The 23,307-nt window shown below is 73.5% G+C and carries 22 protein-coding genes; 10 read left to right on the forward strand and 12 right to left on the reverse strand.

Annotated elements, in window-relative coordinates; genetic code table 11:
• Positions 1–38 precede the first annotated feature (38 nt).
• From PD653B2_RS01995 to PD653B2_RS02005, 3 genes are read left to right on the forward strand one after another with little or no spacing between them, the layout of a single operon-like run.
• On the forward strand, positions 39–1,550 hold the full coding sequence (locus PD653B2_RS01995) for an ABC transporter permease (RefSeq protein ID WP_085870628.1): 1,512 nt from the start codon (positions 39–41) through the stop codon (positions 1,548–1,550).
• Positions 1,547–2,599, forward strand: coding sequence for an ABC transporter ATP-binding protein (locus PD653B2_RS02000; protein WP_085870629.1), 1,053 nt, complete (start codon positions 1,547–1,549; stop codon positions 2,597–2,599). The genes PD653B2_RS01995 and PD653B2_RS02000 overlap by 4 nt, the downstream gene beginning before the upstream one ends.
• On the forward strand, positions 2,596–5,142 hold the full coding sequence (locus PD653B2_RS02005) for an AMP-binding protein (protein WP_085870630.1): 2,547 nt from the start codon (positions 2,596–2,598) through the stop codon (positions 5,140–5,142). Before PD653B2_RS02000 ends, PD653B2_RS02005 begins: the two co-directional genes overlap by 4 nt.
• Here PD653B2_RS02005 and PD653B2_RS02010 read toward each other — a convergent pair.
• The 8 genes from PD653B2_RS02010 to PD653B2_RS02045 all read right to left on the reverse strand — a co-directional run bounded on the left by PD653B2_RS02010 (position 5,103) and on the right by PD653B2_RS02045 (position 12,838).
• On the reverse strand, positions 5,103–5,678 hold the full coding sequence (locus tag PD653B2_RS02010; protein ID WP_085870631.1) for a GNAT family N-acetyltransferase: 576 nt from the start codon (positions 5,676–5,678) through the stop codon (positions 5,103–5,105). The genes PD653B2_RS02005 and PD653B2_RS02010 overlap by 40 nt on opposite strands.
• A gap of 4 nt (positions 5,679–5,682) precedes the next feature.
• Positions 5,683–6,858 (reverse strand): hypothetical protein, encoded by a 1,176-nt coding sequence (locus PD653B2_RS02015; RefSeq protein WP_133058902.1) that lies wholly within the window; start codon positions 6,856–6,858, stop codon positions 5,683–5,685.
• Positions 6,859–6,960: 102 nt separating this feature from the next.
• Positions 6,961–7,359 carry a low affinity iron permease family protein gene (locus PD653B2_RS02020; RefSeq protein ID WP_085870633.1) on the reverse strand — a complete coding sequence of 133 codons (399 nt, stop codon included), beginning with the start codon at positions 7,357–7,359 and terminating at the stop codon, positions 6,961–6,963.
• Positions 7,360–7,384: 25 nt separating this feature from the next.
• Positions 7,385–8,215 carry a family 16 glycosylhydrolase gene (locus tag PD653B2_RS02025; RefSeq protein WP_085870634.1) on the reverse strand — a complete coding sequence of 277 codons (831 nt, stop codon included), beginning with the start codon at positions 8,213–8,215 and terminating at the stop codon, positions 7,385–7,387.
• Between the two features lie 88 nt (positions 8,216–8,303).
• The gene (locus PD653B2_RS02030) at positions 8,304–8,525 is read right to left on the reverse strand and encodes a hypothetical protein (protein WP_085870635.1); all 222 of its coding nucleotides are present in this window, start codon (positions 8,523–8,525) and stop codon (positions 8,304–8,306) included.
• 75 nt (positions 8,526–8,600) lie between these two features.
• Entirely contained in the window at positions 8,601–10,016 is a 1,416-nt protein-coding gene (locus tag PD653B2_RS02035) for an NAD(P)/FAD-dependent oxidoreductase (protein WP_085870636.1), read from the reverse strand.
• A complete protein-coding gene (locus tag PD653B2_RS02040; RefSeq protein WP_085870637.1) occupies positions 10,003–11,319 on the reverse strand; it encodes an aspartate aminotransferase family protein in 1,317 nt (438 codons plus the stop codon). Before PD653B2_RS02040 ends, PD653B2_RS02035 begins: the two co-directional genes overlap by 14 nt.
• A gap of 10 nt (positions 11,320–11,329) precedes the next feature.
• Positions 11,330–12,838, reverse strand: a complete 1,509-nt coding sequence (locus PD653B2_RS02045) for a CoA-acylating methylmalonate-semialdehyde dehydrogenase (RefSeq protein WP_085870638.1) — start codon at positions 12,836–12,838, stop codon at positions 11,330–11,332.
• A gap of 111 nt (positions 12,839–12,949) precedes the next feature.
• Here PD653B2_RS02045 and PD653B2_RS02050 point away from each other — a divergent pair, with 111 nt between their 5' ends.
• Positions 12,950–14,527, forward strand: a complete 1,578-nt coding sequence (locus PD653B2_RS02050) for a PucR family transcriptional regulator (protein ID WP_085894190.1) — start codon at positions 12,950–12,952, stop codon at positions 14,525–14,527.
• A gap of 13 nt (positions 14,528–14,540) precedes the next feature.
• Here the strand turns inward: PD653B2_RS02050 and PD653B2_RS02055 are convergent, their stop codons facing one another.
• Positions 14,541–15,191 carry a LysE family translocator gene (locus PD653B2_RS02055; RefSeq protein ID WP_089503865.1) on the reverse strand — a complete coding sequence of 217 codons (651 nt, stop codon included), beginning with the start codon at positions 15,189–15,191 and terminating at the stop codon, positions 14,541–14,543.
• Between the two features lie 46 nt (positions 15,192–15,237).
• Here PD653B2_RS02055 and PD653B2_RS02060 point away from each other — a divergent pair, with 46 nt between their 5' ends.
• The 6 genes from PD653B2_RS02060 (at position 15,238) to PD653B2_RS02085 (ending at position 21,485) form a co-directional block, all read left to right on the forward strand.
• The gene (locus tag PD653B2_RS02060; RefSeq protein WP_242665091.1) at positions 15,238–16,509 is read left to right on the forward strand and encodes an alpha-hydroxy-acid oxidizing protein; all 1,272 of its coding nucleotides are present in this window, start codon (positions 15,238–15,240) and stop codon (positions 16,507–16,509) included.
• Between the two features lie 73 nt (positions 16,510–16,582).
• Positions 16,583–17,797, forward strand: coding sequence for a YibE/F family protein (locus PD653B2_RS02065; protein WP_085870640.1), 1,215 nt, complete (start codon positions 16,583–16,585; stop codon positions 17,795–17,797).
• Positions 17,798–17,818: 21 nt separating this feature from the next.
• Positions 17,819–18,913 (forward strand): carbohydrate kinase, encoded by a 1,095-nt coding sequence (locus PD653B2_RS02070; protein ID WP_085870641.1) that lies wholly within the window; start codon positions 17,819–17,821, stop codon positions 18,911–18,913.
• Between the two features lie 20 nt (positions 18,914–18,933).
• Positions 18,934–19,836, forward strand: a complete 903-nt coding sequence (locus PD653B2_RS02075) for a pseudouridine-5'-phosphate glycosidase (RefSeq protein ID WP_085870672.1) — start codon at positions 18,934–18,936, stop codon at positions 19,834–19,836.
• A 73-nt stretch (positions 19,837–19,909) separates the two neighbouring features.
• Positions 19,910–20,623 carry a glycosyltransferase gene (locus PD653B2_RS02080; RefSeq protein ID WP_085870642.1) on the forward strand — a complete coding sequence of 238 codons (714 nt, stop codon included), beginning with the start codon at positions 19,910–19,912 and terminating at the stop codon, positions 20,621–20,623.
• A 34-nt stretch (positions 20,624–20,657) separates the two neighbouring features.
• On the forward strand, positions 20,658–21,485 hold the full coding sequence (locus PD653B2_RS02085; RefSeq protein WP_207559278.1) for an SGNH/GDSL hydrolase family protein: 828 nt from the start codon (positions 20,658–20,660) through the stop codon (positions 21,483–21,485).
• 1 nt (position 21,486) lies between these two features.
• Here the strand turns inward: PD653B2_RS02085 and PD653B2_RS02090 are convergent, their stop codons facing one another.
• From PD653B2_RS02090 to PD653B2_RS02100, 3 genes are all read right to left on the reverse strand, one after another.
• A complete protein-coding gene (locus PD653B2_RS02090; protein WP_085870644.1) occupies positions 21,487–22,212 on the reverse strand; it encodes a hypothetical protein in 726 nt (241 codons plus the stop codon).
• Entirely contained in the window at positions 22,212–22,361 is a 150-nt protein-coding gene (locus PD653B2_RS02095; RefSeq protein ID WP_085870645.1) for a CopG family transcriptional regulator, read from the reverse strand. Before PD653B2_RS02095 ends, PD653B2_RS02090 begins: the two co-directional genes overlap by 1 nt.
• Before the next feature lie 48 nt (positions 22,362–22,409).
• A partial coding sequence (locus PD653B2_RS02100; RefSeq protein ID WP_085870646.1) for an HNH endonuclease signature motif containing protein occupies positions 22,410–23,307 on the reverse strand: 898 nt, incomplete at its 5' end.

Here is a 23,307-nt window from a genome sequence, read left to right on the forward strand (position 1 = left end):
CACGCCGCTCGCCGCAGGTCCGGGCACGACCACCGGTCGTGCTGGTGCTGCTCGGGCTGCTGGTCGCCGGCACCAGCCTGCTGCCGCTCGGCTTCGTCGTGGTGTCGACCGCGGAGCTCGGTCCGGCCGCGGCCTGGGACATCCTGACCCGGCCGCGCTTCACCGAGCTGCTCTGGAACACCACCCGGCTGCTCGTCGGCGGGGTGGCTCTCAGCGTGGTGCTGGGCGTCGGCTCGGCCTGGCTGGTGGTGCGCACCGACCTGCCGATGGCCAGGGTGTGGCACGGCGTGCTCTGCGCACCGCTCGCGGTGCCCGCGTTCGTCAACGGATACGCCTGGATCTCGACCACCCACGCGGTGCAGTCGTACGGGGGTGCCGTGCTGGTCGTCAGCCTCTCCTACTACCCGCTGGTCTACCTGCCCACGGTGGCCGCGCTGTCGCGGCTCGACGCCTCGGTCGAGGACGTCGCCGCGAGCCTCGGCACGGGCGGCTGGCGCACGTTCTTCCGCGTGGTGCTGCCCTCGATCAGCCCGGGGGTGCTCGGCGGTGCCCTGCTGGTCGGCCTGCACCTCCTGGGCGAGTACGGCGCCCTGCAGCTGCTGAACTACCCGACCCTGACCACGGGGATCCTCGACCAGTACCGCGTCGGGTTCAACGGGCCGGCCGCCACGATGCTGGCCCTGGTGCTCGTGGCGTTCTGCCTGGTCCTGCTGGGGCTCGAGCTCGCCGTCCGCGGGCGCCGGCGCCGGGCCCGGGTCGGCTCCGGCGTCGCCCGCACCGCGACCCGCCACCACCTCGGCCGGAGCACCGCGGCCTGGGTCGTCGCGTTGCTCGCCTTCGCGACGCTGTCGCTCGGCGTACCCCTGCTCAGCCTGCTGCGCTGGCTCGCCCGCGGGAGCTCCTCGTCCCTGCCCGACGGCGACCTGGCCGCCGCGGTCACCACGACGCTCGGCCTCGCGGTCGCGGGTGGGCTGCTCGCCACGGTGGCGGCGCTGCCGCTGGCGTGGCTCGCGGTGCGCTACCGCGGGGTGCTCGCGACGACCATCGAGCGGGCGGTCTACCCCGCGAACGCACTGCCGGGGATCGTCGTCGCCCTGGCGTTGGTCACCATCTCGATCCGCGCGGTGCCCGCGCTCTACCAGACGCTCCCCGTGCTGGTGGTGGGCTACGTGATCCTCTTCCTGCCGCGCGCCGCGGTCGGCGTCAGGTCCAGCCTCGAGCTCGCCCCACCCGTGCTCGAGGACGTCGCGACGTCGCTCGGCTGCACGCGTGCCGGCGCCGCGCGCCGGGTGACGCTGCCGCTGCTGCTGCCCGGGCTCGCGGCCAGCATGGCGCTGGTCTCCTTGGCGGTCGGCACCGAGCTGACCGCGACCCTGCTGCTCTCGCCCATCGGCACCTCGACGCTCGCCACCGAGTTCTGGTCGCGCGCCGCCGCGGTCGAGTACGGCGCCGCCGCGCCCTTCGCGCTCGCGCTGATCGTGCTCTCGGCACCGGCCACCTGGCTGCTCGGTCGCGCCGCCATCTCGCCGGATCCCAGGACGACGAGATGACGACGCTGCGGGTCACCGGGTTGACCAAGTCCTTCGGGCAGGTCCGCGTCCTGGACGGTGTCGACCTCGTCGTACCGGCCGGCATCACCGCGGTGCTCGGCGCGTCCGGGTGCGGCAAGACGACACTGCTGCGGCTGGTGGCCGGGTTCCTCGAGCCGGACGCAGGAACGATCCGTCTCGGCGACCGGGTGGTGGCGGGAGCGGGTCGGCCGGTGCCCCCGCGCGGGCGCCGGATCGGCTACGTCCCCCAGGAGGGCGCGCTCTTCCCCCACCTCGACGTGACGGCGAACATCGCCTTCGGACTGTCCTCCGGTCGGCGATCCGAGGCCGGACGCCGGCGGGTGCAGGAGATGCTCGACCTGGTCGAGCTGCCCCGCGACGTGGGCGGCCGGCAGCCACACGAGCTGTCCGGGGGGCAGCAGCAGCGGGTGGCGCTCGCGCGGGCGCTGGCCCCGGCGCCGGACATGGTGCTGCTCGACGAGCCGTTCTCGTCGCTCGACGCCGGTCTGCGTGAGGAGACCGGCCGGGCGGTGGCTCGGGCGCTGCGCGCCACCGAGGCGACGGCCGTCCTGGTCACCCACGACCAGGGCGAGGCGCTCTCGCTCGCCGACCAGGTCGCGGTGATGGCCGCCGGCCGGTTCCTGCAGGTCGCGACGCCCGCAGCGGTCTACCTCGACCCGGCCAGCCCTGCGGTCGCGTCGTTCGTCGGGCACGCGGCGCTGGTGCCCGCCCAGGCGCTCGCGGGCTCGGCGACCAGCGCGTTGGGTCGGGTGGCCATCCGGGGTGCCGGTGACGGCAGGGTGCTCCTCGCGGTCCGGCCCGAGCAGGTCACCGTGACCGCCGCGGACGACCCGAGCGCCCTGACCGCGGAGGTCCTCGAGGTCTCCTTCTTCGGTCACGACGCCACCGTGCGAGCCAGGGTCCTCGGCAGCGCGGGTCCGGTCGACCTGACCGCCCGGGTGTCGGCGACCGGCGTACCCGCGCCGGGCGCCCGGATCGGCGTCCGCGTGGACGGTGACGTGCTGGCCTTCCCCGAGGACCTGTCGTGAGCACCGTCCCGGTCACCCGCCCCCGCCACTGGCTGCTCGGCGGCGCCCCGGCCGACCCGGCCCTCGTCGCCGGCGAGGTCGTGGTCACGTACGGCGACCTGCAGGACCGGGTCGAGAGCGAACGCGAGCGCCTCGGACAGCGACACCTCGTCGCGCTGGAGGCCCGACCCACGGTCGACTTCGTCGTCTCCTACCTGGCAGCACTGGCCGGCGGGCACCCCGTGCTGCTGCTCGCCGACGGCGACCTCACGCGGCACGCGCACCTCGTCGAGGAGTACCCGCCGGGCACCACGGCCGGCCTGCATCCCGATCTGGCCCTGCTCCTCTCCACCTCCGGCTCGACGGGCTCGCCCAAGCTGGTCCGGCTCTCGCGGGACAACGTGCTGGCCAACGCGCGCAGCATCGTCGACTACCTCGACCTCCGCTCGAGCGACGTCGCGATCACGACCCTGCCGTTGCACTACTGCTACGGCCTGTCGGTGCTGCACAGCCACCTGCTGGTCGGCGCCACGGTCGTCCTGACCGACCTGTCGGTGGCGGACCGTTGCTTCTGGGACCTCGCCGAGCGCACGGCCGTGACCGGGCTGGCCGGGGTGCCGCACACGTATGCGCTGCTCGACGCGGTCGACTTCGGTTCCCGCGTGCTCCCGCGGCTGCCGTCACTGCGGTACCTGACCCAGGCCGGGGGCCGGATGGCGCCCTCCCGGGTCCGCGACTATGCCGGTGCGTTGCGCGAGCGCGGCGTCGACCTGTTCGTGATGTACGGCCAGACGGAGGCGACCGCGCGGATGGCGTACCTGCCGCCCGACCTGGCGCTCAGCAACGCAGACACGATCGGCGTCGCCGTCCCTGGCGGCGCCCTGCGGGTCGACGCCCTCCCCGACGCTCCTCGGGGCACGGGCGAGCTCGTCTACTCGGGACCCAACGTGATGATGGGGTACGCCGAGTCGCGAGCCGACCTCGCTCGCGGGGCCGAGCTGCGCGAGCTGCGCACCGGGGACCTCGCCCGGGTCACCGACGCCGGGCTGTTCCAGGTGCTCGGCAGGCTCGACCGGCAGGCGAAGGTGCTCGGCCACCGGGTCGACCTCGACCGGGTCGAGTCCCTGGTGGCCGACGGCGGAGCCGCGGTCCGACTGGTGGCCCGGCCGGACTGCCTGTGGGCGTTCACGCCCGACGCCCGACGTCGTGACCGGGTCCGCGAGCAGGTCTCTGCGGCGACCGGGCTGCGCGGCGCGGCGGTGCGGGTGGCCGTGCTCGAGACCCTTCCGGTCACCTCGTCGGGCAAGCCCGACGACGCGGCGCTGCGGGCCCACATCCAGCGCGAGGAGGCGCTGCGGACCCGGGCGGCGAGCGGTGTGCTCACCGCCGGCGAGGTCCGCGACCTGTACGCCGTGGTGCTCGGCCGGCCGGACGCCACCGTCGAGGACTGCTTCGTCGGGCTCGGCGGCGACTCACTGTCCTTCGTCGAGGTCTCGACCCGACTGGGTGAGCGTCTCGGCCCGCTCCCGGCGACCTGGCCGACGATGTCGGGTGTCGAGCTGGCGGCGGTCGCCCAGGCCACGGCCGGCTCGCCGGCGGCGCGGCGGCGCGGTGTTCCGGTGGACGTCTCCGTCGTGTTGCGGGCCGTCGCGATCACGCTCGTCGTGCTCACCCACGCCGACCTCGCCCAGCTCCAGGGCGGCGCGCACATCCTGCTCGCCGTGGTCGGCTACAACCTCGCCCGCTTCCAGCTCGCGGTGCCGGGCCGGCGGGCCCGGGTGCTGGGACTCGTGCGCAGCGCCGGCGCGGTCGCGGTCCCGGCCGCGCTGTTCATCGTGGCGCTCGCTGCGTGCGGGCAGCAGTACCGCTGGACCACGGCGGTCCTGCTCAACGGGCTGCTGGGCCGCGACACCTGGGACGACCAGTGGCAGTTCTGGTTCATCGAGACCCTGGTCTGGTGCTACCTCGGCCTGGCGATCCTGCTCGCCGTGCCCGGGGAGACCCGCCTCCGACGGGCGCAGCCCTTCCGGGCGGCACTGGTCGTGCTCACGGTCGCGCTGGGCGTGCGGTACGTGTGGACCGGGGTGGAGGCCGGGCCGACCGAGCGCTACACGCTCGGCGTCGTCGCCTGGTGCCTGGCCCTCGGTCTCTGTGCAGCCTCCGCGCGAAGCACGAGGCAGCGGCTGGTCGTGGCGCTCATCGGGGTCGCGGCCACCGCAGGGTTCTTCGGCGACCGACAGCGCGAAGCAGTCTTCCTCGCCGGCTTCCTGCTGCTCCTCCACGGCCGGCCGCTGCGGCTGCCGTCGTGGGCGGCATCCGGCGTCGCCGTGCTCGCCTCGGCATCGTTGTGGATCTACCTCACCCACTGGCAGGTGTACCCACCACTCGAGGACAGCGGCCACCGGGTGTGGGCGGTCCTGGCCTCGCTGGCGGTCGGGATCGCCGTGTCGCAAGGCCTCTCGGCGCTGCGCCGCCGGACCCGGCCGACCGTGCGACGGTGCGGGCCCGCACACTCCTGGCTGCGTCAGCGGGCGGCGCGCCACTCGTCGGCGAGCAGGGCGTAGCTCATCCCGTCCAGCCAGCCCCGGCTCCGGTGCAGCGAGTCGCGGACGGCGTACTCCTCGCGGCGCATGCCCAGCCGCTCCATCAGTCGCCACGACGGCACGTTGTCGGCGAAGCAGAGCGCCCGGACCCGGCGCAGGCCCAGGTCCTCGAAGCAGATCCGGAGCACCTCGGCGACGGCCTCGGTCGCGTAGCCCTGACCGCCGTACGCCGGGTCGAGCACCCAGCCGAGCATCGCCTGCACGTTCTTCGCCCGGTCGGCGACGTCGCTCTGGGCCCACGGGTCCTCGAGGAAGAGCATCAGGTCGCCGATGGGCCGGCCGCCGAGCTCGATGACGAGCGTGGTGGCCAGCCGGTCCGGCGCCAGGAACCGCTCGGCGTACTCGTCGTGGTCGGAGAAGTCGTGGCCGAGCCACTCCGCGACCTCGGGCAGGCGTCGGATCTGCCAGGTGGCCTCCACGTCGGCAGGCGTCGCCGGGCGCAGCTGGAGCCGGTCGGTGCGCACCGGCCAGGCGACGGCGCTCAGGTCCTGGGTCATGCGATCAGTCTCGCGTCGGCAGGGCCTGCGCGTCGCTCCCATTTCCCCGGGCCGGCGAGTCGGCGGTGACGCAGCCGTTGACCGCGCCGACCGCCTCGAGGCCGGCGAGGTCCCCGGCCCCCCACTGGTCCCGGTCCCGTGCCAGCGACGGCGACATGATCTCGGCGCCGTCCCCCGTCACGTGGAACAGGCCGACGGCGTGGCCGAGCTCGTGCATCAGCGCGGCGACCCGGGTGTATCCCTTCCCGGAGCCCGGCTTGAGCGCCGCGTTGAACGCGGAGTTGAAGGTCACCCCGCCCTGGTAGATCTGGCGCACGGGCCCGCCCGCGATGTCGTGCCCGGGCCGCATCTCCGGCCCGCCCAGGGCGTAGTTGCCCGGCTGGAACAGCCCCGGCACGCTCGCCGGGTCGGTCCACGCCACGACGAGGTCGGCGACCGACGGGTCGAAGGGGTCGTCGCCGGCGAACGGGACGACGTCCGTGGTGCCGAGGTAGCGGAACTGCAGCCCGGTCGCCACGGCGATCCGGGCGAGCGCGGACTGGACGTCGCGCAGCGCTCCCTGACGCGCCTCGGCCAGGTTGACCCGGTAGCCGATCGGCGTGCACGGGTCCCACCGGCCGACCGGGCTCGGGCTGATCAGCGCATAGCTGGTGTCGCGCCCAGCGGGCCGGTAGGTGGGGACGACGGCCACCGGCAGCGCCGGGGTCTCGACCGGGTCGACGCCGGCCGCGGTGATCCGCAACCGGTAGGAGAAGTGCCCGAAGTAGAAGGACGGCAGGGGCAGCATGAACGACCCGGACGGGGCGACCGGGGTGCTGATGACATCGGTCCAGACACCGACGACCAGTCGCTGCAGCGTGGCCGTCGCACCCACGCCGGGGGCCGACACGAGCCCGCGTACGGCGTGGGCGGAGCTGACCGAGACCTGCGGTGCCGGCCAGGCGACGGCCAGGCCCGGGTAGGACACCATCCGCTCGCCCGCGCGGGCGACGAGCCGGGGTGCGCCGGACCGGTCGGCCTGGCCGGGTGGGCCGGCCGCGTCCACCGCCGGCACCGCGGCGACGAGCAGTGCCGCCGTGAGCGAGATCGCCCCGACGGCAGCGGCGGCCGGGCGGGTGAGGCGGGTCGCCACCACGGCTGGGTGGCGCCAAGAGAGCAGGCGTGAGCGCTCGGTAGACATCCGTGTCCCCTTTGTCAGCGAATTCCGTTTCGGACGCCTCTCCGATCGGCTCGATCGCCGCGGAGTTGAGGGGACGAGGGCGAAAGGCCCTCCGGGATGCGGTCAGTGCCGCGCTTCGAGGCCGACGGCGTCGCGCAGCCTCTCGATCGAGCCCGCGAGCTCAGGATCGTGGCGTGACTGCGACTCCATCAGGTCCGAGAGCGCCTCCGCGAGCACGTTCAGCTTCTCCTGCGCGGCCTCCTCGGAGCGGCGGCCGGCGTTCTCGAGCAGGACCAGCAACAGCAGCGACAGCACGCTGGAGACCGTGTGGATGGCGTACTGCCAGGACTTCAGGCTCGACCACAGCGGCAGGCTGACCGCCCAGGTCACCACGATGGCCAGGCAGACGAAGAAGAAGGGCGCCTGGCTCACCCGCTCGTACGTCGCCTCGACGAACCGCTCGAACAGCGTGCGGTGGTCCTCTTTGCCGCGGCTCTCGGCCGCGTTGCTGCGATGCTCCATCCGCCGACCCTAGATCAGCGGTGGGTCAGCGGCGGGCGCCGCAGCCCTCCTTGAAGGTGCCGTGCGTGGTCTCGGGCGCCTTGGTCGACTTGGTGTTCGGCTTGCGCAGCGTCCAGTAGCGCAGCCAGTCCATCTGCATGCGGCTCTGGTTCATCCGCTTGCCGTCGACACCCTCCATGGTGAAGCGGACCGCGAACGGCACCCCGGTCAGCGCGTCGTCGCGCCGCTCGGTGCTGACCACGTGGGCGTCGACGAACCACGAGATGCGGGTCTTGGTGACCTCGACCGCGAACGTGTGCCACTGGTCGTTGCGCAGGCCCAGGCCCTTGCGGGCGAAGTAGCGGTCGTCGGGCCGGCTGCGGATGTAGTGGCTGACCATCGTCTGGTTCGGCGTGTAGGCCTCGAGGGCGATGTTCTTGGCGCCGCAGTACTGGGGCCGCTTGCCGGCGGGGACCAGCTCGGTGAGCACCCGGTAGTTGATGCCGCCGTGGCCGTACTGGCGGGAGCGCAGCCGGACCTCCCAGCGACCGACCGAGTGCCCCTGGGTGACCTGGGTGGCGCTGACGGTGCCGCGCTTCGCGGTGTTCAGGGTCAGCATGCCGTGCTGGTTGCGCACCGCGCCGGGACCCCGGACCTTCCACTGCGAGTGCTTCAGCGGGCCGACGAACCGGTAGTCGACGGGCGCCTTGCCCCAGCCGTAGGTGTTCCCGGCGTGGATCGGACCGGGAGCCGCACCGTGCTGGTGGTCGGCCTGGGCAGGTGCGGACGCGGAGCCGAGCGAGAGGCCGAGAGTGGCGGCGAGGGCGGCGGTTCCGGCGGCTGCCAGGAGTCGACGGGGGCGGGTGCTGGTGCTCATGGTCGACCAACGTATGTCGACAAACCGGTGCCGCGTCAAATGCCGGGGTGCCGGGCAGCGGGAGCTCCGGCTCACCCGGCGGGTGCGGTCACTCGGACTCGAAGTCGCTGGGCTCGCTGTCGATCATGAAGTTGCGGTCGGCCTTGATCTTCTCGACCATCCGCTGCACCCAGGCGTCGTCGGTCGTCTCGATGTCGCGCTCGGCGAGCTGCTCGCGCAGGTAGCCGGCGAGGTCCTCGGTCTCGTGCGAGTCCTTGGCGACGGACGTGGCGTCCACGGCCGCCTGGAGGTCGGAGTTGTGTCGGGCCATGGTCGCGACGTACCCGTCAGCGCGCGACCTACACCTGGAGCGTCTCGGTGAGCACCTCGGTCGGGCTGAGTCGCGTCACGAGTCGAACCCCAGCCCGGCGGCGTCCAGGGCCTTGAGGAAGAGGTTGCGCTCCCCCGCGCGATGGTCGGCCCGGTCGAGCGACCAGCGGGTCAGGTTGATGCCGGCCGACGCGAGCGGCTCGGGCGGGAAGGGCGGCGGCTTGCGTCGCACCATGTCGAGACGGGTGCGCTCGGTGGTCAGGCCGGAGAGCCGGTCGAGCATCACCTCGGCCGCGAAGCGGGTGGCGCCGACGCCGAGCCCGGTGAAGCCGGCCGCGTACGCCACCCGGCCGCGCGCGGCCAGGCCGTGGAACGCGGCGAACTGGGTCGAGGTGTCGATCGCGCCGGCCCAGCGGTGGCTGAAGGTCAGCCCCGCCAGCTGCGGGAAGGCGGCGAGGAAGTGGGCGGCCAGGCGGCGGAACGTCTCCGGCCGCTCCTCGTACGACGCCCGCACCCGCCGCCCGCGGTGGTAGATCGCGTCGTACCCGCCCCACAGGATCCGGTGGTCGGCGGTCAGCCGCGCGTAGTGGAACTGGTTGGCGAGGTCGCCGAGACCCTGCCGGTGCGACCAGCCGACGGACGCCAGCTGCTCGCCGGTGAGCGGCTCGGTCATCAGCACGTAGTCGTAGACCGGCACCGTCATCAGCCGGGTCCGCCGCAGCAGCGACGGGAAGACGTTGGTCGCCAGCGCGACCCGGTCGCTCGCGACCGACCCGCCGTTCGTCCGCACGGTGACCGGCCCGCGGGTCGGCGCGGCCAGCCCGGTCACGGTGGTGTGCTCGTGGATCTCGACGCCGAGGCCGGTCGCGACCCGGGCCAGCTCGCGAGCGAGCCGCGCCGGGTGCACGAGCGCGCAGTCGTCGCGGCTCCACGCGCCGGCCAGGAAGAGCGGGCTGTCGATCTCGCGGCGTACGGCGTCGGCGTCGAGGAAGTGGGGCGAGTCGCGCAGCCACCCCACCTGGTGGTGCTCGACCGCGACGGAGAGGGTGCCGGTGCGCTCGAACTGGCACTCGATGCCCAGCTCGCGCACGTCGGACTCGAACGCGTCGAGGTTCGCGGCGCCGAGCCGCTCGAGGACGTCGTACTCCTCGGGCCAGCGGGAGCGACCGTTCTCCTCGCCGTGGGTGAGGCTGGCCTCGCAGAATCCGCCGTTGCGACCGGACGCCGCCCAGCCGACGGTGTTCGCCTCGAGCAGGACCACCCGCGCTCCGGGGTTGCGGCGCTTCGCGAGGACCGCCGTCCAGAGCCCGCAGTAGCCGCCGCCGACCACGGTCAGGTCGGCGCCGGTGCTGCCGACGAGGGCGGGGTACGACGCGACCTCGCCGGTGTCCTCCAGCCAGAACACGGCGTGCCGCGAGGGCGCGAGCGCCGCGTCGACGGCGGCCGGCGCGGGCGCGTGGCGCTCGTAGGCGGTCGGTCTAGCTGCGGGCATGCACGTCGCCGGCCTTGAGCGCGTCGTCGAGGATCGCGAGACCCTCCAGCGCCTCCTCGTCGCTCATCGTGCACGGCGGCACCACGTGGATCCGGTTGGTGTTGGCGAAGGGCAGCAGGCCGGCCGACTTGCAGGCGCCGACGACCTCGTTGAGCGCGGCCGGGCTCAGCAGTGCCTTGGTCTCGCGGTCGGTCACCAGGTCGATCGCCCAGAAGGCGCCGACGCCGCGGACCTCGCCGACGCAGGCGTGCCGGGACGCGATCTCGGCGAGGACGGGGCCGAAGACCTCGCGGCCGAGGCGGTCGGCGTTCTCGACGATGCCCTCCTCGCGCATGGTGTGGATGGTCGCGACCGCGGCAGCCGTGGCCAGCGGGTGACCGGAGTAGGTCAGCCCGCCCGGGTAGGGCCGGTGGGCGAACGTGTCGGCGATCGGGTCGCTGATGATCACGCCGCCGAGCGGGACGTAGCCGGAGTTCACGCCCTTGGCGAAGGTGATCAGGTCCGGCGTCACGCCGTACCGGTCGAGCGCCAGCCAGCTGCCCGCGCGACCGAAGCCGGCCATCACCTCGTCGAGGACGAGCACGATGCCGTGGCGGTCGCAGAGCTCGCGGACCCCGGCGAGGTAGCCCGGCGGCGGCTCGAAGATGCCGGCGGTGCCGGGGATCGTCTCGAGCAGGATCGCGGCGATCGTGTGCGGGCCCTCGACCTCGATCGTGCGCGCGAGGTGCGCCAGGGCGCGCTCGCACTCCTCCTCGATCGTCGTCGCGTGGAACTCCGAGCGGTAGAGGAACGGGCCGAAGAAGTGCACGACCCCGGCGGTGCCGGTGTCGTTGGCCCAGCGGCGCGGGTCGCCGGTCAGGTTGATCGCGGTCTGGGTGCCGCCGTGGTAGCTGCGGTACGCCGTCATCACCTTCGGGCGGCCGGTGTGCAGGCGCGCCATGCGGACGGCGTGCTCGTTGGCGTCGGCACCGCCGTTGGTGAAGAACACCTTCTCGAAGCCGTCGGGCGCGATGCCGGCGATCAGGTGCGCGGCCTCGGAGCGCTGCTCGTTGGCGAACTGCGGCGCGACCGTGCAGAGCCGGTCGGCCTGCTCCTTGATCGCCGCGACCACCCGCGGGTGCTGGTGGCCGATGTTGGTGAAGACCAGCTGGGAGGAGAAGTCGAGGTAGCGGCGGTCCTCGTCGTCCCACACGTAGGAGCCGCGAGCGGCGGAGATCACCATCGGGCTGATCTCCTCCTGGGCGGACCAGGAGTGGAAGACGTGCTTGCGGTCGAGGTCGTAGGCGGTGCTGTGGGGGCTCATCTCGGGGTCCTCAGCTGTTCTTCGGGAAGGCGAGCTCGAGGCCGCCGACGGTGGACGGGTCCGGCCAGCGGGTCGTGACGACCTTGCCGCGGGTGAAGAAGTGCACACCCTCGACGCCGTGGGCGTGGGTGTCGCCGAAGAGCGACGACTTCCAGCCGCCGAAGGAGTAGTAGGCCATCGGCACCGGGATCGGCACGTTGACGCCGATCATCCCGACCTCGACGTCCTGCTCGAAGGCGCGGGCGGCGCCGCCGTTGCTGGTGAAGATCGCCACGCCGTTGCCGTACCTGTTGGCGTTCACCAGGTCGAGCGCCTCCTGGTAGGTGCCCGCGCGCACGACGCTGAGCACCGGGCCGAAGATCTCGTCGGTGTAGACGCTCATCGTCGGCTGCACGTGGTCGAAGAGCGTGGGGCCGAGCCAGAAGCCGTCGCTCGCACCGTCGGCCTCGACCTGACGGCCGTCCACGACCAGGGTGGCGCCCTCGGCCTCGCCGGCGTCGACGTACGACGCCACCTTGTCGCGGTGGACCCGGGTCACCAGCGGACCCATGTCCGCGTCCCGCGTGCCCTCGCCGATCCGGAGCGTGGCGGTGCGCTCGGCGATCTTGTCGACGAGCGCGTCACCGGTGTCGCCGACGGCCACCACGACGCTGATCGCCATGCAGCGCTCGCCGGCGGAGCCGTAGCCCGCGCTGACGGCCGCGTCGGCGGCGAGGTCGAGGTCGGCGTCGGGGAGGACGACCATGTGGTTCTTGGCGCCACCCAGGGCCTGCACCCGCTTGCCGGCCCTGCTGGCCCGCTCGTAGACGTACTCCGCGATCGGTGTCGAGCCGACGAAGCTGATCGACGCCACGTCCGGGTGGTCGAGCAGCCCGTCGACGGCGATCTTGTCGCCCTGGAGCACGGTGAACACGCCGTCGGGCAGGCCGGCCTCCTGCCACAGGCGCGCCATCCAGATCGCCGCGGACGGGTCCTTCTCGCTGGGCTTGAGGACGACCGCGTTGCCGGCCGCGATCGCGATCGGGAAGAACCACATCGGGACCATGGCCGGGAAGTTGAACGGGCTGATGATGCCGACCACGCCGAGCGGCTGGCGCAGGCTGTGCACGTCGACGCCGGTGGAGACCTGGGGTGAGTTCGAGCCCTTGAGCAGGTGCGGGATGCCACAGGCGAACTCGACGACCTCCTGGCCGCGGGCGACCTCGCCGAGGGCGTCGGAGTGCACCTTGCCGTGCTCGGCGGTGATGATCTCGGCCAGCTCGCCCTTGCGCTCGTTGAGCAGCTCGCGGAAGCGGAAGACGACCTGGGTGCGCGCGCTGACCGACGTGGCGGCCCAGCCGGCGGCGGCCTTCTTGGCGGAGCCGACCGCCGCGTCGACGTCGGCTGCGCCCGCGAGCACGACCTGCCCGGTGACCTGGCCGGTCGCGGGGTTGGTGACGTCGCCGCGCCGGTCGTTCGACCCGGGGTGGGCCTGGCCGTTGATCCAGTGGCCGATGGTCGGCGGAGTGGTGGTGGTCATGGCTCCATCCTGAGGGAGCGGTCGACGGCGCGCGAGGGACGTTGCGTCGCCGACTTGAGGCTTGAGGCGACACTCTGTCGCCTCGTATCAGCGTAGAGTGAGCAGGTGTCGATGACGGTGCGCCAGGCGCTGGCCCTGCCGGCCATCGCCGCGGGCGACCCGGTGGTGCTCAGCGGTGAGGCCGCCCTGGACGCCGACCTGCGCTGGGTGCACGTCTCGGAGGTGCGCGACGTCGGGGCGGTGCTGGCCGGCGACGAGCTGGTGCTCACCACCGGGCTGGGGATGGCGTCGCCGGAGGCCGCGGCCGACTTCGTCGCTCAGCTCGTGATGGCGGGAGCCGCCGGCCTGGTGATCGAGCTGAGCTCGGCGTACCCGTCCGTGCCGGAGGTCGCGCTGCGCCGGGCCCGGGCCGCCGGCCTGCCCGTGGTCGCGCTGAACCGCCCGGTGCGGTTCGTGGAGATCACCGAGAGCGTGCACCGGGCGATCGTGGCCGAGCAGTTCGAGCAGGTCCGCTTCGCGGGGGAGGTGCACCGGGTCTTCACCGACCTCGGCCTGGCCCGCTCGTCGACCGAGAGCCTGGTGGAGGCGGCGGCGGACCTGGCGGAGACGTCGGTCGTCCTGGAGGACCTCGCCCACCGGGTGCTGTCCGCGGCCGCCCACCACGAACCGGTCGACCGGCTGCTGACGGACTGGACCCGACGGTCCCGGCTCACGCCGTCGGTGCGCGCGACCGGGGTGGGGGGACCCGAGCGGTGGCTGACCACGCCGGTCGGGATCCACGGGGGCGCCTGGGGGCGGCTGGTCGCGCCGGGCGCGCCGGACGGCGCGCGGACCCGGGTGGTGCTCGAGCGCGCGGCCCAGGCGCTGGAGCTGGCGCGGATGGCCGCGCGCGACGACATCGCGATCCAGCTGCGCGTGCACGGCGGCTTCCTGCTCGATCTCCTCGACGACCGGATCGGGACCGAGGCCGGAGCCGCGGCACGCCTGCGCGCGCTCGGCGTACCCGACGAGCTGGAGTACGTCGGGCTCGCGGCGCGGCTGCGCGGGGAGTCGCCGAGCGACCTCGGTGCTGCCCAGCGGCGGATGGGCCGGCTCAGCGAGCAGGTCCACGAGGCGATGCTCGAGGGCGGTGCCTTCGGGGTGGTGGGAGTGCTCGACGGCGAGCACGTCGGCGTGCTGCTCGCCGGGGGCGACGGGATGCTCGACCGGGTCGCCCGCGAGCTGCGGGCCCGGGAGCCGGAGGCGGTGCTCGCGGCCGGGCCGGTGGTCGACCGGCTGCTGGCCGCGGCGCCGTCGCTGCGCAGCGCACGGGTCGTGTCGGACGTCGCCGCGTCGCTGCCGCCCGCACCCGAGGTCGGCTGCTTCCGTCAGGCCGACATCCGGCTGCCCGGGTTGTTGATGTCGCTGCGCCAGGACGCCCGGCTGCAGGCCTTCGCCGAGGCGGAGCTCGGGGCGCTGCTCGAGCACGAGGCGCGGAACGGCGGGGGCCTGGTCGACCTGCTGCGCCAGTTCCTCAGCGTCGGGGGCAACAAGGCCGAGCTGGCCCGGGTCGCGCACCGCAACCGGACCTCGCTCTACCCCGCCCTGAGGCGCCTCGAGGACCTGGTCGGTCACCCGCTCGACGACCCGACGTCACGGCTCTCGCTGGGCGTCGCCCTCCTCGCCCACGACCAGGGCCGCACGCTCTAGGCCGACTCGGCGCTCACTCCGAGGCGAGGGCCATGGTGGCGCCGAGCCCGATCATCATCACGCCGCCGGCGACCCCGAGGCTGTCGAGCCGCTGCGGGCGGCGCGCGAACCAGTCCCGGGCCCGGGCGGCGGCCAGCGCCCAGATGCTGTCGGACGCCACGGCCATCGCGCCGAAGGCCAGGCCGAGCACGGCGAGCTGGGCGCCGGTGTGGCCGGCCGGCTCGTTGACGAACTGCGGCAGGAAGGCCACGAAGAACACCAGGGTCTTCGGGTTCGTGATGCCGACGGTGAAGCCGACGCGCAGCGACCGGCCCACCCTCGCGCGCACCACCGGCGGCGCAGCACCGCCGACGGCCCCGAGCGCGACCCGGGCGTCGCCACGGTGCCGGATCGCCTGGACGCCGAGCCACACGACGTAGCCCGCCCCGACGACCTTCAGCACGACGTACGCGTGCGAGCTGGCCGCGACGACGGCGCCGAGGCCGACCGCGATCGCCAGCACCTGGGTGACGAGGCCGAGAGCGTTGCCGAGCACCGACAGCAGTGCGTCGCGGCGCCCGACGGTCAGGGCGCGGCCGATCGTGAACAGCAGGCTCGGCCCGGGGACCTGGATGAAGAGCGCGCTGGCCACGACGAAGGCGAGCCACTGGCTGGTTGTCGGCACCCGGTCATTCTGCTCGCCCGCGCGGCGGCCGTGCACACTGTTTCCCGTGGTGAGCATCGGACGCGAGATCCAGGGCCGCATCTACCGGGCCGGCGTCTTCGGGCACCGGCCCGTCGTCCCCGTCGAGCCGAGCGCCCTCGAGGCAGCCGCCCACCGGCGGATGAGCCCGCAGGCCTGGGCGTACGTCGCCGGCGGGGCCGGGCAGCACCGCACCGTGCAGGCCAACCTCGACGCCTTCGGCCGGCACCGGATCGTGCCACGGATGCTCGTCGACGTCGGGGAGCGTGACCAGTCGGTCGACCTGCTCGGCCGCCGGCTGCCGTCGCCGCTGCTGCTCGCGCCGATCGGGGTCCTGGAGATGGCGCACCGGGACGCGGAGTACGCCGTGGCCGAGGCGGCTCGGGCCCTCGGCATCCCGATGATCATCTCGACGCAGGGCTCGGTGCCGATGGAGGACACCGCCCGGGCGCTCGGCGACACCCCGCGGCTCTTCCAGCTCTACTGGAGCCGCGAGGACGCCGTGGTCGACTCGTTCGTCGCGCGCGCCGAGGCGATCGGCAGCGACGCCATCGTGGTCACGCTCGACACCCACGTGCTCGGCTGGCGCACCCGGGACCTCGACCTCGGCTACCTGCCGTTCGCGCGGGCGGAGGGCATCGCGCAGTACACGAGCGACCCGGCGTTCCGCGGCCTCGCGGAGGCGCGGTCGACCGTGCCGAGCACGGAGCCGACGCCGCGGCCGACCCCGGCCGCCGTCCGGGCGCTCGTGTCGATGGCCCGGCACTACCCGGGCCGCTTCCTCGACAACCTGAGGTCACCGGTGCCGCGGGCCGCCGTCGAGACGTTCCTCGACGTCTTCTCCCGCTCGACGCTCACCTGGGCCGACCTCGACTACCTCCGCCGGCGCACCAGCCTGCCGATCTACCTCAAGGGCATCCAGGACCCGCGCGACGCCGCCCTCGCGATCGAGCACGGGGTCGACGGGATCGTCGTCTCCAACCACGGCGGCCGCCAGGTCGACGGCGCGATCGGCTCGCTCGACGCGCTGCCCGGCATCGTCGACCGGGTCGACGGGCGGATCCCGGTGCTGTTCGACAGCGGCGTCCGCAGCGGCGCGGACGCGTTCATCGCCCTGGCGCTGGGCGCGCAGGCGGTGCTCGTCGGGCGGCCCTGGGTCTACGGGCTGGCGCTGGCCGGAGCGGACGGCGTACGCGCCGTCATGGAGCACATGCTGGCCGAGCTCGACCTGACGATGGGGCTCTCGGGGGTCTCCGCGATCGACGAGATCACCCGCGACCTGCTCGTGCCCGCCCCCTGATCGACTCCGACGGACGCGACGGGTTGGTCTGCTCCCCTGGTCGCGGTCCAGACCTGTCCGAGAGGATGGCCCCATGGGCACCGGCCATGCGCATCGCGCCGCACGACGCCGCGACGGGTTCGAGGTCGCGCGGGGCCCGCGCATCGTCCTGCTGGTGGCGCTGGCGCTGGCGGGACTGGCCTCGGTGGCCGGCGTGCTGACGCTCTGGCCGAGCAGCGGCGCTGTGCACGACGTCGTCGACGCCGTGCCGTTCGCGGCGCCGGGCGTCACCTTCCCCGACGCGGTCGTCGACCGGGTGCAGTCGGCCTGCCCGCGCGCCGAGAACGGCGGTACGGCGGGCGGCGACGACTGCGGCCACGTCGTCGCGACGGTCGGCGACGGCGCGGGCAGGGGTGACGAGATCACGGTCCAGGTCGCGCCGCAGGTCATCGACTCCGGGCTCGCGCCGGGCGACGAGATCAAGGTCCAGCGGACGCCGGGGGCGGACGGCGCCGACGCGGCGTACGCCTACTTCGGGACCGTCCGGAGCTCCGCGCTCCTGGTGATGGCCCTGCTCTTCGCGCTGCTCGTGGTCGTGGTGGCGCGCTGGCGCGGGGTCTTCGCGCTGGTCGGGCTGGCCTTCAGCGGGCTGGTGGTCTGGGAGTTCATGCTGCCGGCGCTGCTCACCGGGGAGTCCGGCCTGCTGGTCGGGCTGTGCGGGTCCGCGGCGATCATGTTCGTCGTCCTCTACCTGACCCACGGGCTCTCGATGCGCACCAGCACGGCGTTGGCCGGCACGCTGGTCGGCGCCCTGGTCACCGTCGGCGTCGGCTTGGTGGCGGTGCAGGCGACCCGGCTCACCGGGATCACCGACGAGTCGGCCGGGATCCTCTCGACGTACGTCGACGGCCTCGACTTCCAGGGTCTGCTGGCCTGCGCGACCATCGTCGCCGGGCTGGGCGTCCTGAACGACGTCACGATCACGCAGTCGTCCTCGGTCTGGGAGATCCGGGCCGCGGCGCCGACCATGAGCCGGGCGGGCGTCTTCGCGAGCGGGATGCGGATCGGGCGCGACCACATCGCCTCGACCATCTACACGATCGTCTTCGCGTACGCCGGCAGCGCGCTGGCCGTGCTGCTGATCCTGCAGCTCTACGGCCTGCCGCTCGAGGTCCTCCTGACGACCGAGGAGATCGGCGAGGAGATCGTGCGCACCCTGGCCAGCGCGATCGGCCTGGTGCTCGCCGTACCCCTCACCACCGGCATCGCGGCTCTCGTGGTTCCGGGATCGGCTCCCTTGTCGGAGTAAGCAAGGCTTATGCTGACAAGCATGAGCCTGACCGACCGCGAGCGCGAGATCGTCGCCCTGCTGCGTCGCGACCCGCTGATCGGGTCCGAGGCGCTGGCCGAGGCGCTCGGCACGACGCGGGCGGCCGTCAACGTGCACCTGTCCAACCTGGGCAAGAAGGGCGTGATCCTCGGCCGGGGCTACGTGCTGAGCGAGGAGCCCGCGGTCGTGGTGGTGGGCGGCGCCAACATGGACGTCAAGGCGCGCAGCACCCGGGCCGCCGTGCCCGCCACCAGCAACCCCGGCACCGGCTCGATGGCCGCGGGCGGCGTGGGCCGCAACATCGCGGAGAACCTCGCCCGGCTCGGCACCCGCACCCATCTGGTCGCCGCGATCGGCAGCGACGGCCTGGGCGACCAGGTGCTCGCGGCCACGTCGGGAGCGGGCGTACACGTCGAGCACGTACGACGGTCGGCGCGGGCCACCGGCACCTACACCGCGGTGCTGGACGCCGACGGCGAGCTGGTCGTCGCCGTGGCCGACATGGCCGCCACCGACGAACTGTCGCCCGAGCAGGTCAACGCGGCGCGGGACCTGGTGGCCGCGGCCGGCCTGGTCGTGCTCGACGGCAACCTGTCGACGGCGACCCTCGGCTTCGCGCTCGACCTTGCGACGACCGCGGGCGCGCGCGTGCTACTCGAGCCGGTCAGCGTGCCGAAGGCCGGCGCCCTGGCCCACCTCGTCGACGCCGACCGCCCGCTCTTCGCGATCACGCCGAACCGCGACGAGCTGGCCGCGCTCACCGACCAGCCGACCCGCACCGACCGCCAGGTGCAGCGGGCCGCGCAGGCCCTCCACGACCGGGGCGTCGAGCTGGTGTGGGTGCGGCTGGGCGACCGCGGCTCGCTGCTCAGCTCCGCCGACGGCTCGACCGAGCTGTCCGCCGTACCCGCCGAGGTCGCCGACGTGACCGGCGCCGGCGACGCGATGCTGGCCGCCTTCTGCCACGCCCTGCTGACCGGCTCCGACCCTGCCGCCGCCGCGGCGTACGGCCACGCCGCCGCGGCGCTGACCGTCGCCAGCCCGCACACCGTCCGACCCGACCTCACCGACCGACTCGTCAGGAGCCTCCTGTGACTCGCCCCCTGCCCGCCGACATGCTCCGCGTCACCGACGAGGTGGCCGCCGCGCTCGCCGACGGCACGCCCGTGGTCGCGCTGGAGAGCACGATCATCAGCCACGGCATGCCGTACCCGCAGAACGTCGCGATGGCGGTCGAGGTCGAGGGCATCATCCGCGAGCACGGCGCCGTGCCCGCCACCATCGCGGTTCTCGACGGGTGCCCGAAGATCGGCCTGTCGCCCGACGACCTCGAGCTGCTCGCCAGCCACGGCGACGTCGCCAAGGTCAGCGTCCGGGACCTGCCGTTCGTGGTCGCCCGCGGGGCCCACGGCGCGACGACGGTCGCCGCGACCATGCGGCTCGCGGCGCTGGCCGGGATCCGGACCTTCGTCACCGGCGGGCTCGGCGGCGTGCACCGCGGCGCCCAGCAGACCTTCGACGTGTCGGCCGACCTGACGGAGCTCGGGACGACGGACGTCGCCGTCATCTGCGCCGGGGTGAAGAGCATCCTCGACATCGGCCTCACGTTGGAGACCCTGGAGACGCTCGGCGTCCCGGTGTTGGCGTTCGGCAGCGACGAGTTCCCGTCGTTCTACTCGCGCTCCAGCGGGCACGCGGCCCCGATGCGGGTCGACACCGCGGCCGAGGTCGCCGGCGTGATGCGCGCCAAGTGGGACCTGGGCATCGACGGCGGGATCGTGATCGCCAACCCGATCCCGGCCGAGGACGAGATCCCGGCCGACGAGATCGGCGTGATCATCGACCAGGCGCTCGCCGACATGGACTCGCTCGGCATCCACGGCAAGGACGCGACGCCGTACCTCCTGGGCCGGATCGTCGAGATCACCGGTGGTGCCTCGCTGACCGCCAACATCGCGCTGGTCCGGCACAACGCCCGCCTCGGCGCGGCCGTCGCGCGCGAGTACGCCGCTCTCTGAGCGCCGTCCGGACTTCGCACGACGCGCACGAGGGGGTCACCGCGCGTTCATCCGGCCCCCGGACGGTGGGGGCATGCGAGTTGCGATCGTCACCGAGTCCTTCGTCCCGCAGGTCAACGGCGTCTCCAACACGGTGCGCCACATCGTCCGCGAGCTCGGCGCCGCCGGGCACGAGCCCCTCGTCATCGCTCCCGGGCCGGGTCCGCTCGAGCACGACGGGGTGCCCGTGGTCCGGGTGCGCTCCGTCGGTCTCCCCGGCTTCCCGATCGGGCTGCCCGACGCCGCCGTGCGCCGCAGCCTGGCCGACTTCCGCCCCGACGTCGTGCACCTGGCGTCGCCCATCGCCCTGGGCGCGACCGGGATCCGCGCCGCCCGGCGCCTCGGCATCCCGACCGTCGCCGTCTACCAGACCGACATCCAGGGCTTCGCCCACCAGTACGGCATCCACGCGGACGCCGTGCTCGACCGCTGGGTGGGCCACCTGCACCGCCGGGTGGACCGCACGCTGGTGCCGTCGAGCTGCTCGATGGCCCAGCTGACGGCGCTCGGCGTGCCCGACCTCCACCTCTGGCGGCGCGGCATCGCGCTCGACCTCTTCCGCCCCGACCGTCGCGACCCCGACCTGGCGCAGCGCTGGACCGGGGGCCACGCGATCACGGTCGGGTACGTCGGCCGGCTGGCCCACGAGAAGCAGGTGCACCGCCTGGGGGGTCGCCCCGGCCAGGGCCGCCGCCTGACCGCCGTGCTCCGTACCCGGTCCGCTCACCCGATGTCTCCCGCGACGTGACGCGCCGGTCGGGTGCGCCTGTTGCCGTGGCGCGATGAGCTGGAGACGGGTGGCGACGTCGTCGGCCGTCGGTGTCGCCGGGGCCGCGTCCGCCGTCGTCGCGTCACTGTGGGTGCTGAGGGCCCAGGCGGGTGTGGCCCGCCGGGCGATCGGCAAGCCGCTCGGCGAGGAGGCCCTCCAGGCGGACCGCACCTACAAGAAGAAGTACGGCGACCCGATCGACCTGCTGCTGCTCGGCGACTCCATCGCCGCCGGCCTCGGCGCCGACCACCCGAAGCACACCCTCGGGGGGCAGCTCGCCCGCCGCCTCGCCCGCCGGGTCCGGCGCGGCGTACGCCTCCACACGGCGGCCGTGGTGGGCGCGGAGACCTCCGACCTGGCCGGCCAGCTCGCGACCCTGTCGGCGGGCTACCGGCCGCACGTCGCCGTCATCGTCGTCGGCGGCAACGACATCACGCACCGGGTCCGCACCGCCGAGTCACGACGACTCCTCGCGGAGGCGGTCGGCGCGCTGCGCGATGCCGGGATCGAGGTCGTGGTCGGGACCTGTCCGGACCTCGGCGCGCTGCGGCCGCTGCCCCAGCCGTTGCGCTCCCTCGGCGCCCGCGCCTCGCGCCAGCTCGCCGCCGCGCAACGCGACGCCACGGTCGCGCTGGGCGGCCGCGCCGTCTCGCTCGCCGAGGTCGTCGGCCCGTTCTTCATCACCCAGCCCGACGAGATGTTCGCGCTGGACCGGTTCCATCCCTCGAGCGCGGGCTACCGCCGTACGGCCAAGGCGATGCTGCCGAGCGTGCTCGCGGCCCTCGGCTACACGGACGCCCTGCCGTTCGGCCACCACACGCCGTCCGTGGTCGACGCCTGAATCAGTGCCGGATGACGCCGACGGGGTCCTCGTCCTCCTCGGCGATCCACAACGTCCGGTCTCCGCCGCCGGGCAGCGGCACCTGCAGCGTGCGGCCGTGGGTCTCGTCGATGACGTCGTGAGCGATGTCCGCACCCATCAGCGCCTTGTGGGCTGCCTGGATGTCGGTCACGTCGACGGCGACGTCGGCCCCGCTCGGCCCCCCGTCGCTGGTGTGGACGAGGACGTCTCCCTCCGCTGCGCGCAGGTCGACCGTCCGTCCGTTGACCTGGGTCAGCCGACGACGCAGCCCGAGGGACTCGAGGTCGGCAGCCGTTCGCGATACGTCCGAAGTCACCCAGACCGCGCGGATCGAGGTCACCGCTTGGTCAGGCAGTGGCGGACCGGCGATTCGCTTGTCGATGAGGAACTCCGTGCCGTCGCGGCTGACGAGTCGTACCGACTCGTAGTCCTCGGTGACGAACTTCTCGACCACCATGCCGTCAGTCGGCAGGATCGAGGCTGCGTAGACCTCCAGGTCAGGCGTCTCGAAGCCGAGCGACACGTCGCCCTCGGCGGCTCCGCGGTTCAGAGCGCTCAAGGTGACCCGGCCACGGTCGAGCTGCAGCTCGGTCCACATCGGGTCCGCAGTCAGCGTGACGGCGCCCAGCGTGCCGAAGATCTCGAGCCATGCCGCCAGGTGGTCGGTGTGGACGACGGGGCGAACCGTCAGCGGCGGAATCGTCATCAATCCACCTCGGAGAGGTAGCCGACCAGCGCCTTCTCGACCAAAGCCGACAGCGAGACCTCCTCGTCCACCGCTCGGTGCTTCACCGCGCGCACCAGCTCGGGTGGCAGGTAGACGTTGAACTGCACCTTCGGTTTCGGGGCAGGCATGGCGGAATGCTAGCAAACTAGGATAACCGTCGATGCCGTGTCGCCGGCCTATGTCCGCCTGGTGAAGGCGACCTTCCCGCCGGGGAGCTTGGTCATGGTGAAGCCGGGGTCGTGGGCTCGGGTGTGGTGCTTGGGGCAGAGCAGTCGCCCGGTTTTCGCGCTCGTGCCTCCGCCCTTCGACCAGGGGTGGTCGTGATGGGCGTGGCACAGGCCGGGTGGCCAGTCGCAGCCCACGGTGGTGCAGCCCTGGTCTCGGAGGGCCATGGCGATGCGCATGGGGGCGGTGTGGAAGCGGGTCTTGCGGCCGACATCGAGGACTTCGGAGGGTCCGCCGAGGACGGCGGGGATGATGCCGGCTTCGCAGGCGAGGCGTCGGGCGAGTCCGGGTGAGATGCGCTCACCGGTGTCCAGGTGGGCTGCCTGGAGGCGGCCTTCCAGGGTCTCGAGGGTCATGGTGACGACCACGGTCGCGTTGAGGCCACCGGAGTTGGGGAGCTGGTCGGTGGGGTAGCGCTGGATGAGCTCGGCGAAGGCGCGGCCCATGCGTTCGGGGCCGGGGCGTCGTTCGCCGAGCGGGCCTTGGGTGGCTTGGTGTTTGGGGGCGGCGATCGCGAGGAGTGCTTTCTTGAGCATCGCGCCGGTCAGCGCGTCGAGGGTGAACCGGCCGTGCACGCGGCCGTGGCCGTCCTCGGCCATCGTGAACCGGAGAGAGGCGGCGGCTTCGGCCTCTTCGCGTTCGAGGAGCTTCGCTTCGCGTTCGTCGGCCTGGTCGGGGGCGATGACCTCGAAGAGCCGCCGCCCGAGGATGCGCAGCGTCTTCGCGTCGTGGTGGCGTGCTTCGGCGACCAGGTGCCGTTCGGCCTGTTCGACCAAAGCGGTGTCGAGGTCGGCGGGGAGCTGCTCGACCGCGTGGACGATGACCTGGGCCTGCTCGAGGACCAGATCA

Source organism: Nocardioides sp. PD653-B2, from assembly GCF_002117935.1.
In the GTDB taxonomy this organism is placed as follows: domain Bacteria; phylum Actinomycetota; class Actinomycetes; order Propionibacteriales; family Nocardioidaceae; genus Nocardioides.